Genomic DNA, 15896 nt, shown 5'->3' on the forward strand with positions numbered 1-15896 from the left:
GTGGAAAGACGCTGCAATGCCCGCGCGCGAAAACGCTGGGTCAAGTGGTTCGGTTTACGATGCCGACTGACGGTACGCAGAAAACCATTGCGCTGAACGACGGAAGCCGGGTGACGGTATCGGCTAAGCGTTGAACCGTGAGGTGCCGCTCGTCGCTGGTGCGATCAGTTCGGATCAACTCGGGTTGTCGTCGCGCGGTTTCGCTGTGCGGCATGCGGGCCTTTTGCTATTTCCTCCAATAAGGCTCGCTGTCAGCGAGCCCTACCGCGTTCGAGAAGCCGCGAGGCGAGAAACCGATGATCCGCGCTGAAAAGGCGCCGGTAAGTGAGCAGCACGGCGCCTACGGTACCGAGCGCCGACGATGCCGCGATCAGAAACATGATCACGATCTGGTAACGGACTGCTTGCAGCGGTGACTGCCCGGCGAGCACCTGGCCTGTCATCATTCCGGGCAGGCTGACGACGCCGACTACGGCCATCTGGTTGAGCGTCGGGATCATGCCTGCGCGCACGGCTTGCCGCGCCGGCCCCTGTGCCGCCTCCCAGCGCGTGGCTCCGAGGGCGAGCGCCATGTCGACGCGATCGCGCCGCGCGGTCAGCTCCTCGGTCATGCGCTCGATGGCGAGCGACACGCCCGTCAGCGTGTTGCCTAGGATCATCCCGAGAATGGGGATCGCGTACTGCGGCTCGTACCAGGGATGAATGCGGATGACGGCGAACAGGCCCACAGCCGCGACGAGCCACGCACTCACCCAGATAGAAACGATGCTGTCAGCACGCTGTCCGACGTAAGTCCGCGCACCGCGCGACGCGCCGGCCAACCCGGCGATGATCGTCATGACCGCCATCACCGGCAGCACTGCGTACCAGCGAGCGTAAGCAAAGACCCAGCCGAGCACATAGCCGATTGCGAGCAATTGCACCACGGTACGCACGGCGGCGAGTGCCAGCTGTCGGCCGAGCCCGAGGGACAGTGCCATCGACACGGCACCGTTGATGACGATGAGCAGTGTGGCGATTGCCACGTCGAAAAGACTCAGGTCCTGCAAGGGGGCGTTCACTGTATTTGCTCCGCTGTCTCGCCGAGATGCCCAGCGCGCATGGTCAACTGCCGATTGCTGACGCGTGCCGCCTGCGCGGGATCGTGCGACACCCATATCGACGCGCGCTTGTCCGGGCACGCCTCGAACCAGTCGGCGACGAGCGCTTCGATGGCCCGTGCGGACTCGGGATCGAGGGAGGCGGTCGGCTCGTCCAGCAGCAGCACTTCGGGATCGAGCTGGAGTACACGAATCAGCGCCGCGATTTGCGCCTCGCCGCCCGAAAGCTCGCTTGCACGCTTGTCGAGAAAGTCGTGCGCTCGCCCGGCGCGCTCGGCGAGACGCGCCGCACGTGTGCGATCGAAACGCAGCCCGTGGTAGACGCTCAGGGAGAACGGATAGCGCAGGTTGTCTTCCACAGTGCCGTCAAGCACGGCGGCCCGTTGCCGGACGTAGGCGACGCTTTTGCGAAAAAGCGGGATCGTCGCACGCTCGATGGGCTGCCCGTGCCACTCGATGCGGCCGCCATCGAGCGGGTCGAGCAGGGCGAGTGAACGCAGAAAGACGCTCTTGCCCGCGCCAGACGGGCCCATGAGGGCGATGCGCTGGCCGGCGGCGAGGGAAAAGTCCGTCGCGGCGAGCAAGGTTGTGCCCGCGCGCGAATCGCACCGGACAATGCCGTGCGCTTCGATGATCGGTGGGGGAGAAAGGGGGGACATCGTCGATAAAAATCGATGTGTTCGAACTTGGGCGGCGTAGTCCGCCATGATAGGCGAGGCCGTGGCGGCACGGGTATTGCTGCAACTCAGTTGTGACGGTTCAGTCAAGACGGCGGTCGCGGAGCGACACGCTGCCGATCAGGCCGAAAAGGCCCTCCTTCTACGCTGATAGCCCACCGATTGCCCACCGGCTGCCGCGTGCGCCCGAGCTTCGGAGCCCGTATGCCTGTCCTTCGCCCCTCTCGATCCGTTCCCCGCAAGGTGGCCAAGATCTTCGCCTGGATGGCGGCAGTTGTCCTTATTCTGCTTGCAGCGTTGGCGCTTTTCGTCGCCACCTTCAACTGGAACCATGTGAGGCCGTGGGTCGACGACAAGGTCTCGCAGGCGCTAGCGCGTCCTTTCGTGATCAACGGCGACCTGCGGGTCGGCTGGCAGCGTCCGGTAGACGAAACAGGCTGGCGTGCATGGGTACCGTGGGCGCGATTTTCGGCCGATCAGGTGATGATCGGCAATCCCGAGTGGGCTCGGCGGCCGGAATTCGCGAACGTCGACGCAATCTCTTTCGCCGTGAAAGTGCTGCCGCTTATTGCCCGCACGATTTCCGTGCCTTCCATCCATCTAGTTAATCCGTCGATCGATCTCGAGCGTATGGCCGATGGACGTAACAACTGGGCTTTCCTTTTCCATCGAGCGCAAGAGCCGTCGCGCTGGACGCTCGAGCTCGGCAACCTCGGTTTCGAAAAGGGCAACTTGACGCTCTCGGACGCGCTTGCCAAGCTCGATCTGCAGGTTGACGTCGATACGCTGGGCGAGCCGATCGCGATTGGTGACGTGCTGAAGCAACAGGGCGCGTCTTCGCGCCACAATGCGCCGCACGTAGTGAGCAAGCGCGAGGAGCAGGAAAAGCATGCTGCCTCGGGCGAGGGAGGAGCGCCGCAGGCGAGTGCTCCCGAATGGGCGGCCGAGCGCGCATCTGGCGCAGCGGGTTCCACTGGCGACGATGCGGCCACGACATCGCCAGAAGCGTCGCCCGAGACGTCACCTGGAGCGGGGGTTTATGCGCTTGGATTGACCGCCAAAGGCCGCTACCGGGAAACTGCGGTAGCGGGTAGCGGCAAGATCGGCAGCGTGCTGGCGCTACGCGATCCAGCGCGGCCGTTTCCCTTGCAGGCCGACATCGAGATCGGAGACACGCGCCTTGCACTCGTTGGCACGCTGACCGACCCGCTGCACCTCGCGGCGCTCGATCTTAGGCTCTGGCTGCAGGGCGCAAGCGCCTCGCATCTTTATCCGATACTGGGCATCCCATTGCCAGACACCCCGCCTTATGCGACGGACGGGCGTCTTGCCGGCCATATCCGCCCCGATGACATCTCGCTTACCTACAGCGGCTTCACGGGGCACATGGGCGATAGCGACCTCAGCGGCAGAATTCGCTTCGAACGCCGCAGCGAGCGTTCTCTGCTCAAGGGGGAAGTCGTCTCCCATTTGCTGAGATTTGAGGACTTGGCCTCGATCGTCGGTGCCCACACCAATGCGAGAAAGGCGCAGCGCGGTAATAAGGTGAAACAGCCTGCGGGCCGGGCGCTGCCGGTTGAGCCATTCCGGAGCGAGCGGTGGCGCGCGATTGATGTTGACCTCAAATTTACGGGCCGACGTATCGTCAATAATCCGCAGTTGCAGGTGAATGACGTTTACACGCACGTCGTGTTGAAAGACGGCGTGTTGACGCTCGAACCACTGCGTTTCGGCGTTGCAGGCGGCACGTTGAATTCGAACATCACGCTCGACGGCAGTGCGGTACCGCCCACCGCCCGCATCTCGATGTCGGCCCGGCACCTGAAGTTGAGGCAACTGTTCCCATCGCAAAAAACGATGCAGTCGGCGCTTGGGGAGCTCAATGGCGATGCGGCGCTGTCGGCGACGGGCAACTCTCCCGCCGCGCTCGCTGCGACGCTCAACGGGGAGGCGAAAGCGCTCGTTACCGAGGGCAAGCTAAGCCAGCTGCTGATGGAAGCGGCTGGGCTCAACGTTGCCAACGTCGTCTACGAGAGGCTGTTCGGCGCGCACGACATCAACATCCGGTGCGCGGCGGCGGACTTCGTGGCCAACGATGGCGTGCTCGATGCCCGAACGTTCGCGCTCGATACCGACGACGCGTTGATTGACATGAGCGGGCGCATTGATTTGCGCAATGAATCGATGGATCTTGCCATTCACCCGCATACAAAGGGGTTGCGGGTGTTTTCGCTGCGCTCGCCGCTCTATGTCAAGGGCACGTTCAAGGATCCGGACGTCGGCGTCAGCAGAGGTGCGCTGGCATTGCGCGCCGGAGCGGCGGTGGCACTCGGCTTTGTCAATCCATTCGCGGCGCTGATTCCGCTTATCGTACCGAGCCGCGATCAGCCCGTGCCTTGTTCGGCATTGATTGCGCAGCTGCGCGAGGCGCCGCGCGCACCTGCGCCGGGGGCGGCAAAGACGGGGGAACCGACGCCATCGACATCATCGGCACCGGCGCGACCTGCGCGGCCGGTGCAAACCAACGGCAGCGAAAGCCCAGGTCAAGGTGGGTGATTTTGACGAAAGCTTGCTAAAATCCTTGGTTTTTCGTCGATCGTCAATGCGAGGACTCGCGCCGTGCTGTCTACTGCCAACATCACCATGCAATTCGGGCCAAAGCCCCTCTTTGAGAACATCTCAGTCAAGTTCGGCGAGGGGAACCGGTACGGCCTGATCGGCGCGAACGGCTGCGGCAAATCCACGTTTATGAAGATTCTGGGCGGCGACCTCGAGCAGAGCTCAGGCACCGTCATGCTCGAGCCGAACGTGCGCCTCGGCAAGCTGCGACAGGATCAGTTTGCGTACGAGGACATGCGTGTGCTCGACGTCGTCATGATGGGGCACACCGAGATGTGGGCCGCGATGTCCGAGCGTGATGCAATTTACGCAAACCCGGAGGCGACGGACGACGACTACATGCGCGCGGCCGAGCTGGAAGGCAAATTCGCCGAGTACGGCGGCTACACGGCTGAGGCCCGCGCAGGCGAGCTGCTGCTCGGCATCGGCATTCGCATCGAAGATCACACTGGCCCGATGAGCAACATCGCACCGGGTTGGAAGTTGCGCGTGCTGCTTGCGCAGGCGCTGTTCTCAAATCCCGACGTGTTGCTGCTCGACGAGCCGACGAACAACCTCGACATCAATTCGATCCGCTGGCTCGAGAACGTGCTCAACGAGTACAACTCGACGATGATCATCATCTCGCACGATCGTCACTTCCTGAACCAAGTCTGCACGCATATGGCGGACATGGATTACGGCACGCTGAAGGTTTATCCGGGCACCTACGACGACTACATGCTCGCATCGGCACAGGCGCGTGAGCGTCAGGCCGCGGCGAACGCGAAGGCGAAGGAGCGCATTTCGGATCTCCAGGACTTCGTGCGCCGTTTCTCGGCGAACAAGTCGAAGGCGCGTCAGGCGACGAGCCGCCTCAAGCAGATCGATAAGATCAAGATCGAGGAGTTCAAGCCTTCATCACGGCAGAACCCGTTCATTCGCTTTGAGTACGAGAAGAAGCTTCACAACATTGCCGTGGTGGCCGAAGGCATTGCGAAACGTTTTGATCGCACGATCTTCGAGAAGCTGAGCCTTTCGGTGCAACCGGGCGAACGGATTGCAATCATTGGCGAGAACGGCGCGGGCAAGACGACGCTTTTGCGCTCGCTTTACGGCCAGCTGGCGGTCGATGCCGGCAGTGTCAAATGGGCCGAAAACGCCAATATCGGCTACATGCCGCAGGACACGTACGAGGAGTTTCCTGACGACGTGACGCTAACCGATTGGATCGACGATTACCGTAAGGATGGTGACGACGATCAGATGGTGCGCGGCACGCTCGGCCGGCTGCTCTTTGGCGCCGACGACATCAAGAAGTCGGTAAAGGTGCTGTCCGGGGGCGAGAAGGGCCGCATGATCTGGGGCAAGCTGATGCTTGGGCGGCACAACGTGCTGCTGATGGACGAGCCGACGAACCACATGGATATGGAATCGATCGAATCGCTGCAGATCGCGCTCGAGAAATATGACGGCACGCTCGTTTTCGTTTCCCACGACCGAGAGTTCGTGAGCGGGCTGGCGAACCGTATTATCGAGGTGCGTACGGACGGCACGGTTCACGACTTTGGCGGGAATTACGAGGATTTCCTGGCGAGCCAGGGCTTGCAGTAAGGCCGCCTGAAAATCAAGCCAACGCAACGGGTAGGCAAGCGCCTACCCGGGTAGCTATGGATCTAGGCGATCAATAGCCTACTTTGGTGCTTGCTGACTTGTGCCGCCGCCTTGAGAGCTCGGCTGACTCGAATTGCTACTCGTCCAAGGCATGTGATCACAACCTGCCAGTGCAAATATGGCAGCGAACGTCAATGCGGCGATTAATGACTTCTTCATGATCTACCTCGCGTCAAAAGTGCTGCTGATTGCGGGCGGAACTGCTTGATGCTCGTCGTGTCAAGTAATTGAATTGGCGTAGAAAAGCCGCTGTCATTAGAATCCGGATTTTGAATGTCATTCGTCACCGAGGTGTGGGGTTGATTATGCACGCATCGGCAAACGTTTGGATGTATAGTGGCGACGATCTCGAATTTCAAGGCCTTAAGACTGCCTTTAACGGCCGGTAAGGAATGTCGCGCCTAGCGGCGGTTTGCTATTCGGAAAATTCGGATGGGGTCAAGAGCCTCAAGCGCATTAATCGATAAAGATTAGTAAAAATATAAGCAGTCTGAAATTTGCGTGGCATCGCCAACATAAAAAATAAACAGTTGATCAAATAACGCAGCCGAGCAGTAAAGTGCTGTCTTTGACTGGCTAAAGTTTCGCTGGTCAATTGGCTGTGACTAGGCGTTGTACAGCAGCGCGCTCGACGGATAGCTCCCGTCACACTGAGTAAAATAGGCGAATCCCACCCAAAAGGCAGAGGATCCGCCATGAGAACGTTCTCGCACCTATACATCGGCGGAAAGTGGCTGCAGCCGGCAGCGAACGGCATGATCGACGTCATCGATTCAAGTACCGAAGGCGTGATGGGCCGAGTGCCAGAAGGCAGCGCGGCGGATGCGGAAGCCGCCGTCGAAGCGGCCAAGCTGGCCTTCGACGGCTGGTCCGCAACGGCACCTGACGTACGCGCCGATTACCTGCAGAAGATTGCCGATGGGGTGAAGAAGCGTACCGAGGAGTTGGCGCAGCTCATCTGTGGCGAGGTCGGTATGCCGATCAAGCTCGCGCGTGCCATCCAGGTGGGTTCTGCGCTCTACAACTGGAAGACGTATGCAAAATGGGTGCGCGAGTTCCCTTTCGAAGAGCGCCTCGGCAACTCGCTGGTTGCGCGCGAACCCGTTGGGGTAGTCGCGGCCATTACGCCGTGGAATTATCCGCTCAATCAAATCACGCTGAAAGTCGCACCGGCTCTTGCCGCCGGCTGCACCGTCGTAGTGAAACCGTCAGAAATTGCGCCGCTTAACGCTTTCGTGTTGGCCGAGGCCGTCGAGGAGGCGGGGCTGCCCGCCGGCGTCTTCAATATTGTGAGCGGTTATGGGCCCGTCGTCGGAGAAATCGTGGCGAGCCATCCGTTTGTCGACATGGTGTCGTTCACCGGCTCCACGCGCACGGGCAAGCGCGTCACGCTGCTTGGGGCGGCTACGGTCAAGCGAATCGCACTGGAGCTCGGCGGCAAATCGGCTTCGGTCATTCTCGAGGATGCGGATTTTCCGACTGCCGTCAATACCACGGTTGCCGCGTGTTATCTGAACTCCGGGCAGGCGTGTTCCGCTCATTCGCGCATGCTCGTGCCGGAGTCGCGCTACGACGAGGTGTGTGCGCTCGCGAAGGCCGCCGCAGAAGGCTACGTCCCGGGCGACCCGCACAACGAGCACACACGGCTTGGGCCGCTTGCCAGCGCCGCACAACTCGAGCGCGTACGCGCCTATATCGAACGTGGTATCGAGGAAGGCGCCGAGCTCATCGCCGGGGGGGCGGGCCTGCCTAACGGCATTTCGAAGGGTTTTTTCGTGAAACCCACGGTGTTCGGCCGAGTGCATCCGAAGGCGACGATCGCGCAAGAAGAAATCTTCGGGCCGGTGCTGTCGATCCTCACCTATGAGGACGAGGAAGAAGCCGTGCGCATCGCCAACGATTCCCAGTATGGGCTTGCCGGCGCGGTATGGGCCAGCAACGACGAGCGGGCCCTTCGAGTCGCGCGGCGCATTCGCGTCGGGCAGATCGACATCAACGGCGGCACTTGGAACATTGAAGCGCCATTCGGCGGCTTCAAGCAATCGGGGTATGGTCGCGAGAATGGCAGATATGGGCTCGAGGCGTATCTCGAGTACAAGTCGCTGCAGTTCAAGGTCGGGAAATCCAGTGGTCGTTGACCCGTCGCCGGACGGCGGGCGTGACAGCGGTGGATTACGGTGGCGCTTGCCCTGCTGGGGCATTTCTCCCTGCTTTTCGCCACTGCGCGCGCCTTGCCGACGAGGCAGGAACCCGGCGATTTATGCGCTTTTCAAAGCTTGTCGTACTTGAATCGCATCGCCGTGCCCTCGCGTTCGATGCGCGACCACACGGCGCGTTTCTCTTCGTCCGATAGGAACACCCAATTCGATACCTCGACTGCGGTGCGGCCGCAGCCTTTGCAGACGTCGTCGAAAAGCGTGGAGCATACGCCGATGCAGGGGCTGTCGGGGCGGTCGTGGAGGTCTGAAGGCATCTGAAATCTGTCGGTGGCAGCGCGGTACGCGAAAGATGGTAACTCATTGCGCGAACAAGGTTGCCGTCGCGCCCCCCGTCGCGTTATGGGGTTGTGGGGGCGAGGACTTTGCGGTCGTGACGAAGCTCCGGCGCGGTCAAGGGCGTATCGTCGCGGCGCCTGCGGACGCACGCATTGCCTCGCTGTAACAAACCGGAAGTCGGAAAACCGACTTTCCCCCGTGGACACGCGCCAACAACTCGCTACAATTGCGCCCGATTTACGTGTTGCACGCGCTGCGCTGCTGCGCATGCTGCGTGACAGGTGGGCGCGCGACTGGGCTTTATTTTGTCGCGGGCGACAATTGATGGTAGCTTTCGGGTTTTTCAAGGGGGCCGCGCGCGTCGCGCTGCGGCATCGGGCGGGCACAAGGCCGGTCCGGCTGGCCGATCGGAGAAGGGAATGAAAAGACAGGTCATGAGCGGGCTCGCAGCGTTGGCAGTCGTCGCTGCGCCGTGGTCGGTGGCAATGGCGAAGGACACGCAGCTCAACGTCTATAACTGGTCCGATTACATTGCCAAAGACACGATTCCCAATTTCGAAAAGCAGACGGGAATCAAGGTCAAGTACGACAACTACGATAGCGACGACACGTTGCAGGCCAAGCTGCTCACCGGTAGTTCGGGTTATGACATCGTCGTGCCGACGAGCAACTATGCCGGCAAGCAAATCCAGGCCAACATCTTTGCGCCGCTAGACAAGTCAAAGCTGCCGAACCTCAAGTATCTCAATCCGGAGTTGATGTCGCTAGTTGCCGGGGCCGATCCGAGCAACCAGTACGTGGTGCCGTGGGCTTGGGGGACGACGGGTCTCGGCTACAACGTGACAAAGGTCAAGCAGATCCTCGGTCAAAACGTCCCGCTCGACAACTGGGACATCCTGTTCAAGCCCGAGAACATTTCGAAGCTGAAGGCTTGTGGCGTCTCGATGCTCGACGCGCCTGATCAGGTCTTCGCTGCGGCGCTGCACTACATCGGCAAGGATCCGTACACCACGAACCGGGCCGACTACGACGCCGCGCTCGCGATGCTGAAGAAGATTCGCCCCTACATCACCCAGTTCAACTCGTCGGGATACATCAACGACATGGTGGGTGGGGACATTTGCTTCGCCTACGGCTGGTCCGGCGACGTGGTGATTGCCAAGCACCGCGCGATGGATGCGAAAAAGCCTTTCAAGATCGAGTACTACGTACCGAAGGGCGGTGCCCCGGTCTGGTTCGACGTAATGGCGATTCCGAAGGACGCAGCGCATAAGGACGGCGCGCATGAGTGGATCAACTACATCGAAGATCCGAAGGTCAATGCGGCGATCACCAACACCGTCTTCTACCCGACGGCAAATGCCGAGGCCAAGAAGTACGTGAATCCGGATATCGCAAACGACCCGGCTGTCTATCCGCCTGAGAGCGTGGTCAAGACGCTCTTCTTGCTCAAGCCCTTGCCCGTTGATATTCAGCGGCTGCAAACGCGGCTGTGGACCGAATTCAAGACGGGCCGCTGAAACGCCGATAGACAAGACAGTACGCAGGAGCCGACGCGACGCCCGGTCAAAGTCGGCAAGCAGCAAGCATCATGAAGCCCCCGGAACCAGCCCGGGGGCTTTGTTCGTGAAACGATTGGAGTCAAGCAGGAGATCATGAGCGATCAGTCGAGCCGGCAGGCGGCAAGCGCCGCGCGTCCCACGTCGACGAGCAATGCGTCGGCCGAGAATTTTGTCCAGATCGTGGACGTAGTGAAAAAGTTCGACGAGACGGTGGCCGTACGCAACGTCAACTTGTCGGTGGCCAAGGGCGAGCTTTTCGCATTACTCGGCAGTTCGGGGTGTGGCAAATCGACGCTGCTGAGGATGCTGGCCGGATTCGAGACGGCAACCTCCGGCCAGATTTTGATCGATGGCGAAGACTTGGCGCTCATGCCGCCCTATCGGCGGCCCGTCAACATGATGTTCCAGTCGTATGCGCTCTTTCCGCATATGACGGTCGAATCGAATGTCGCTTTCGGACTCAAGCAGGAAGGTGTTCCGAAGGCCGAGCTCAAAGAGCGTGTACAGGCTGCGCTCGACCTTGTGCAAATGGCGCGCTTCGCCAAGCGCAAGCCTCATCAGCTTTCGGGTGGCCAGCAGCAGCGCGTCGCGCTCGCGCGCTCGCTCGTTAAACGGCCCAAGCTGTTGCTGCTCGACGAGCCTATGTCGGCGCTCGACAAGCAGATCCGCCAGCGCACCCAGATTGAGCTGCTCAACATTCTCGATCGCGTCGGCGTGACTTGCATCATGGTCACGCACGATCAGGAAGAGGCGATGACGATGGCCAGCCGCCTCGCTGTCATGAGCGAGGGGCAGATCGTGCAGGTGGGCACACCGCACCAAGTCTACGAGTTTCCAACCTCACGCTTTTCCGCCGAGTTCATTGGCTCGACGAATTTGTTCGAAGGTCGTGTTGTCGAGGACGAACCCGATCATATCTTCGTCGAGACCGACGATCTCCCGTGCCGGCTTTACGTCAATCACGGCATTACTGGCCCGCTCGGCATGCCGGTTACGATCTCGGTGCGCCCCGAGCGTGTCGCGCTCACGCGCAAGCCGCCCGAAGGCGCATACAACTGGGGGCACGGTACCGTCGAGAACATTGCCTATCTAGGGGGCTACTCGCTTTACCACATCAAGCTGGACTCGGGAAAAGTCGTAATCGCAAACGTATCGAGTCTCGCTCTGTCCGAAATCGAATCGCCGGGCTTGAACGACGAAATCTACGTGCGTTGGAGCGCATCGGCTGGCGTGGTGCTGACGGCATGAAACAGCTCTTGATCTCGCTCGCCGCGTGGCCTGCGCGGCGTTTCAAGCTTACCGGAAAGACGGCCGTCGTCGCGGGACCGTTTCTCTGGCTGCTGCTGTTTTTCTTCGTGCCATTTTTGCTCGTCGTCAAAATCAGCTTCGCCGATCTGCAGCTCGGCATTCCGCCCTATACGGAGCTCGCCAGTTTCAAGGACGGTGTTGTCCAGATTTCGCTGAACCTGGCGCACTATGCGTTCTTGCTCACGGACAGTCTTTATTTCGCGACCTACGTCAACTCGGTTGTCGTCGCGGCAGTAACGACGCTGCTATGCCTGCTGCTCGGCTATCCGATGGCCTATTACATCGCTCGCTCGAGTCCGCGCTCGCGCAACCTCCTCATGATGGCGGTGATGTTGCCTTTCTGGACATCGTTTCTGATCCGCGTCTACGCGTGGATTGGCATCCTCAAGAACAACGGGCTGCTTAACAATTTCCTGATGGCGATCGGGCTCATCCACGCGCCGATCGAGCTTTACCGAACCAACGTAGCGGTGTACATCGGCATGGTCTACTCCTACTTGCCGTTCCTGGTGATGCCGCTTTACGCCCACCTCGTCAAAATGGACTTGACGCTGCTCGAAGCAGCGTACGATCTCGGGGCGAAGCCGTGGAAAGCCTTTGTGCAGATCACGCTGCCGCTTTCGAAGAACGGCATCATCGCAGGCTGCCTGCTGGTGTTCATTCCCGCAGTCGGCGAGTACGTGATTCCCGAGTTGCTCGGCGGCGCGAACACGTTGATGATCGGCCGGGTCATGTGGAACGAGTTCTTCAATAACGCCGACTGGCCGATGGCTTCCGCCGTCACCTGTGCGATGGTGCTGCTGCTGCTCGTGCCGATGGCGATCTTTCAGTATTACCAGGCCCGACAACTCGAAACACGCCGATGACCAAACCGAACCGCACATTGCAGCTGATCGCGCTCGGGATCGGCTTCGTGTTTCTCTACGTTCCGATCCTGAGCCTGATCGTCTACTCGTTCAACGAATCGCAACTCGTCACGGTCTGGACACACTTTTCGACACGCTGGTACGCTGCGCTTGCCCAAGACGACGAGCTCATCGGATCGTTTTGGCTCTCGCTGCGCATCGCGCTTCTGACCGCGTTCGCATCGGTCTTCATCGGCACTTGGGCGGGCTTCGTGCTTGCGCGCATGGGCCGGTTCCGCGGCTTCACGCTGTACACCGCGATGATCAACGCGCCGCTCGTCATTCCCGAGGTGATCCAGGGCATCTCGTTGCTACTGCTCTTCATCGAGATGGGCAAATGGCTTGGCTGGCCCGAGGGGAGGGGACTTCTCACGATCTGGATCGGGCACGTCATGCTCTGCATGTCGTATGTAGCGATCGTCGTTCAGTCGCGCGTGCGCGAGCTCAATCCGTCGCTTGAAGAAGCGGCGCTCGATCTCGGCGCGACACCGCTCAAGGTGTTCTTCACGATCACCCTGCCGCTCATCTCACAAGCGCTGATGGCCGGGTGGCTGCTGTCATTTACGCTGTCGTTCGATGACCTTGTGCTTTCCGCGTTCCTCTCGGGCCCCGGTTCCACGACACTGCCGCTCGTCGTGTTTTCACGTGTCCGCCTCGGCCTCAATCCCGAGATGAACGCGCTCGCAACGCTCTTCATCGCCGTTGTGACGATCGGGGTTGTGGTCATCAATTACTTCATGCTCAGAGCGGAAAAGAAGCGCATGGCGATGGTGGCCTGAAACAGGCATTACTGGCGGCAACGTCGCGGATACGGTAACGATGTCGACTCGCTAAATCGGTTCTTTCAGGCGAGACCGCTACTTCGACGGGGCCCACTGGTATGGGGAGTTTGCCTCTTCGAGTAGCGGGGTGGAAGGGGGCCGAGACGCGTCGTTTCCCGTGTTTCTCGCCTCCGTATAGTCGGCTGCTGCGGAGAGACTCCATGCCGCCAACCACGCCAGGTTGGAGAGGTTGGCATCGCGCGCGGCGCTCATGGAGTCGCCGTTGCTGGAGTGTCTGCCGGACTGGAGTGCCAAACCGGCGCTGGTGACATACCCCATGCCGCTGAGCAAGCGAAGCGCACTGGTAGCACGGTTGTGCGCGGTGCCGGAGAGTCCCCGATACAAACTGGGCATCGCGCCTATCGCCGTCAACGTGGCAGACGCAAAATTGGCATGACTCCACTGCGGCAGCGGAAACGCAGTGTAAGCGGTATTTAATCCGGCCACGATGTTCGTGAGATCAAACGCGTCCGCCAATTTGCTACGCGGCGCCCGAATGAAATTCTGGCTTCCCCGCAGCGCACTGCCGAACAACGCTGCTCCAGATAACCCGGTTGCGAGGTTGCTGAACGGTGGAAATATCAATCCACCTCCCAACGCAGAAGCTGCAGCGAAGCCCTCCGCCATCGTCGGATGGAATTCAGAGCTAAAAACGCGAGGCGTTTGCCATCTACTGCGAAGGGCTGTGCTGGGCGGTGCTTGCGGATTGCTGATGCGGCTCGCCAGTTGGGCGGGCGCAGGAAAGCGAGCGTAATGAAGATTGAGCCAATCCAGATGCTTTAAGGCCGGTGATGCATGCGTGCTGCCTTTGACCTCGGTGGCCGAGTTAATGTCCTGCGCGTTGTTGCTGGATGCAACCCAGCTATGCCTGCGGGATCGCTGGTCGAAAAATTTCGTCATTTTTCCCGTACATCGGAAGGCGGCCGCTTAGGTCAATTTCGGCGCGAAGGTCGATGGAATTATAGACAGCCGCATCGAATACACATATCGCTGAAATTCGCGCTTTGTGCCGCGAATTTCCAATATTTGAGCAAGAAGATGTTGGCTGCCGCTAATTCGTTGGCGTCGAGGCGGATAAGTGCGGACAGGTAGCGCGAGTTGTCGTCGCGCACAGTCGGTCGGCGATTGAGCGCCGACTGTCCCATCGCAACGCGATTGGCGGTTCAGCCCATACCGGGCCGAACCGCTCATGAAGGCGAAGACGGCGCAGTCTCACTTCACCCATTACTTCGGTGATGCCGCATGCGCGGTATCTGCCAGGCGGTACTGCAACATGCCTGGCACGCCCGGGGCGGGCACGAGGTTCGGATCAGTCTTCGGCGCGATCATCGCCGTCGATGCGGACGTGTCCTCGACGCAAGGCGCATTCGTCTTTGCCGCCGCAGCTCTGAACGAATCGTCCTGGCACATGATGTTGAACGCGATGTCCTTGCGATCCATCCGCCACGCGACGGCTGCATTGAGCCGGCGGTTGCAGTCCAGATCCTTGATCGTCGCCGCACCTGTTGCGCCGACCCCCACGACTGAAACGCCCGCGGAGACTGAGCCCCAGCAGGTTTCCGTGACCGACGCGGTCAGCGAGGGCGCGTAGACCGTTGGTGCGCTCTTGACCGTGTACGAACCGGAATAGGCCACGGCGGTTTGCGCCGGAAGGCCCAGGTTGCTCGCACCGGCCGCACCGGCCTCGACGTTCACGTTGACGTTCGTCGCTTGCTGGGCATTCGACTGCGTGCCGGTCGTTATCGTTCCATTGGTCTGTGCCATCGCGCCACCGCTTAATAGCACGGTGACAATGGCAACAACGTATTTCATGTTGTTCTCCTTTTGCAAAGCCGGGCGCCCGGCCCCCGTCATTCCAATTACCTTGGGCTTCGTCGGCCGATTACCAGCCGTTGTGGCCCCACGATTTGTCGCTGGAGCCGCCGAAACTGCCGAAGCCGGCCCCTGCTTGGCCGATCAACCCGACGTCTGCGGTAGCGTTACCTGTCGCATTCGCCGACACGCTCTGGTCTGATTGGCCATTGCCCGATGCGCTAAATTTGCTGGAGCCGAAGTTTTCCGAGCCTGTGCTGCTCGAAATGGAAAACGTGCTTCCATAGTTATCCTGGCCATGCTGATTGTTGCCCTGGCCATCGATCTTGCTTACCGTGCCATAGCCCGCGGACGTGTTGGCATAGCTTTGATTGCCCGCGACAAAGCGACCGCTGCTTTGGCCCGGTCCAGAGAACGAGGCGCTGTAGGTGCCTTGGACCGCAGAGTTCGCCGCGTTTGTGCCGACGAATCCGCCAGCGATAAATGCGCCCCCCGCAGCACTGTTACCGTTGCTCGACGATGGCGATTGTCCAGGCCCACCTGCCAATGCATAGGCCGATACGGTCAGTGCCATCACCGTCAGTGCGAATTGCTTATTCATTTCGGAGTCCTAAGTAGGTGGGAGCGAAATGCATTGTCAGAGGCCGCGCCCGTTCACCTCGTTGTTCTCCATCGACGTCGCGGCTGACTCGCTACTCAACCTTCAGTCAAATCTTGCACGCCTACCTCGTTCTGCCGGATGCGCATAGGCGAGCGCTGTCGCAGCAGCGGCTAAGGAACGACTTGCTTTCGATGTGGTGTCGGGCGGCGTGGCCGGTGACAAACATGACAAGCATGACAAGCTGGTTTCGTCAGCGGATAAACGCGATGAACGCTGGAGTGGCGTAATGTATGGCGCACTCGAGGGGCTGGTCTGTGCGACCTCATACATGCTATGTATGAGA

General features: G+C 60.4%; 14 protein-coding genes. 8 read left to right on the forward strand and 6 right to left on the reverse strand.

Annotated features, from left to right (window positions below; genetic code table 11):
* The first annotated feature begins 11 nt into the window (after nucleotides 1-11).
* Nucleotides 12-134: a DUF6013 family protein gene (locus VL598_RS13255; protein ID WP_325327201.1), complete on the forward strand. Its 123-nt coding sequence runs from the start codon at nucleotides 12-14 to the stop codon at nucleotides 132-134.
* A gap of 117 nt (nucleotides 135-251) precedes the next feature.
* Here the strand turns inward: VL598_RS13255 and VL598_RS13260 are convergent, their stop codons facing one another.
* Both VL598_RS13260 and VL598_RS13265 read right to left on the reverse strand, forming a co-directional pair.
* Entirely contained in the window at nucleotides 252-1061 is an 810-nt protein-coding gene (locus tag VL598_RS13260) for an ABC transporter permease (RefSeq protein ID WP_325327188.1), read from the reverse strand.
* Nucleotides 1058-1759 carry an ABC transporter ATP-binding protein gene (locus VL598_RS13265; RefSeq protein WP_325327189.1) on the reverse strand — a complete coding sequence of 234 codons (702 nt, stop codon included), beginning with the start codon at nucleotides 1757-1759 and terminating at the stop codon, nucleotides 1058-1060. Before VL598_RS13265 ends, VL598_RS13260 begins: the two co-directional genes overlap by 4 nt.
* A gap of 222 nt (nucleotides 1760-1981) precedes the next feature.
* Between VL598_RS13265 and VL598_RS13270 the strand changes: the two genes are divergently transcribed.
* The 3 genes from VL598_RS13270 (at nucleotide 1982) to VL598_RS13280 (ending at nucleotide 8187) form a co-directional block, all read left to right on the forward strand.
* Entirely contained in the window at nucleotides 1982-4333 is a 2352-nt protein-coding gene (locus VL598_RS13270) for an AsmA family protein (RefSeq protein ID WP_325327190.1), read from the forward strand.
* 63 nt (nucleotides 4334-4396) lie between these two features.
* The gene (locus tag VL598_RS13275; RefSeq protein ID WP_325327191.1) at nucleotides 4397-5989 is read left to right on the forward strand and encodes an ABC-F family ATPase; all 1593 of its coding nucleotides are present in this window, start codon (nucleotides 4397-4399) and stop codon (nucleotides 5987-5989) included.
* 755 nt (nucleotides 5990-6744) lie between these two features.
* Nucleotides 6745-8187, forward strand: coding sequence for an aldehyde dehydrogenase family protein (locus VL598_RS13280; RefSeq protein ID WP_325327192.1), 1443 nt, complete (start codon nucleotides 6745-6747; stop codon nucleotides 8185-8187).
* Between the two features lie 131 nt (nucleotides 8188-8318).
* Here the strand turns inward: VL598_RS13280 and VL598_RS13285 are convergent, their stop codons facing one another.
* Entirely contained in the window at nucleotides 8319-8522 is a 204-nt protein-coding gene (locus VL598_RS13285) for a DUF1289 domain-containing protein (protein WP_325327193.1), read from the reverse strand.
* 441 nt (nucleotides 8523-8963) lie between these two features.
* On the opposite strand from VL598_RS13285, the gene VL598_RS13290 reads away from it, so the two are divergent.
* The 4 genes from VL598_RS13290 (at nucleotide 8964) to VL598_RS13305 (ending at nucleotide 13098) form a co-directional block, all read left to right on the forward strand.
* Entirely contained in the window at nucleotides 8964-10064 is a 1101-nt protein-coding gene (locus VL598_RS13290; RefSeq protein WP_325327194.1) for a polyamine ABC transporter substrate-binding protein, read from the forward strand.
* A gap of 135 nt (nucleotides 10065-10199) precedes the next feature.
* Nucleotides 10200-11354 (forward strand): ABC transporter ATP-binding protein, encoded by a 1155-nt coding sequence (locus VL598_RS13295; protein WP_325327195.1) that lies wholly within the window; start codon nucleotides 10200-10202, stop codon nucleotides 11352-11354.
* Entirely contained in the window at nucleotides 11351-12280 is a 930-nt protein-coding gene (locus tag VL598_RS13300; protein WP_325327196.1) for an ABC transporter permease subunit, read from the forward strand. The genes VL598_RS13295 and VL598_RS13300 overlap by 4 nt, the downstream gene beginning before the upstream one ends.
* The gene (locus tag VL598_RS13305; RefSeq protein ID WP_325327197.1) at nucleotides 12277-13098 is read left to right on the forward strand and encodes an ABC transporter permease subunit; all 822 of its coding nucleotides are present in this window, start codon (nucleotides 12277-12279) and stop codon (nucleotides 13096-13098) included. The genes VL598_RS13300 and VL598_RS13305 overlap by 4 nt, the downstream gene beginning before the upstream one ends.
* Before the next feature lie 78 nt (nucleotides 13099-13176).
* On the opposite strand, the gene VL598_RS13310 is transcribed toward VL598_RS13305, so the two are convergent.
* From VL598_RS13310 to VL598_RS13320, 3 genes are all read right to left on the reverse strand, one after another.
* Nucleotides 13177-14040: a hypothetical protein gene (locus tag VL598_RS13310; protein WP_325327198.1), complete on the reverse strand. Its 864-nt coding sequence runs from the start codon at nucleotides 14038-14040 to the stop codon at nucleotides 13177-13179.
* A 324-nt stretch (nucleotides 14041-14364) separates the two neighbouring features.
* Nucleotides 14365-14952, reverse strand: a complete 588-nt coding sequence (locus VL598_RS13315; protein ID WP_325327199.1) for a hypothetical protein — start codon at nucleotides 14950-14952, stop codon at nucleotides 14365-14367.
* A gap of 70 nt (nucleotides 14953-15022) precedes the next feature.
* Nucleotides 15023-15553: a hypothetical protein gene (locus VL598_RS13320; RefSeq protein WP_325327200.1), complete on the reverse strand. Its 531-nt coding sequence runs from the start codon at nucleotides 15551-15553 to the stop codon at nucleotides 15023-15025.
* Between the last annotated feature and the right edge of the window lie 343 nt (nucleotides 15554-15896).

The sequence above is a fragment of the Trinickia sp. genome, from assembly GCF_035492435.1.
GTDB lineage: Bacteria > Pseudomonadota > Gammaproteobacteria > Burkholderiales > Burkholderiaceae > Trinickia.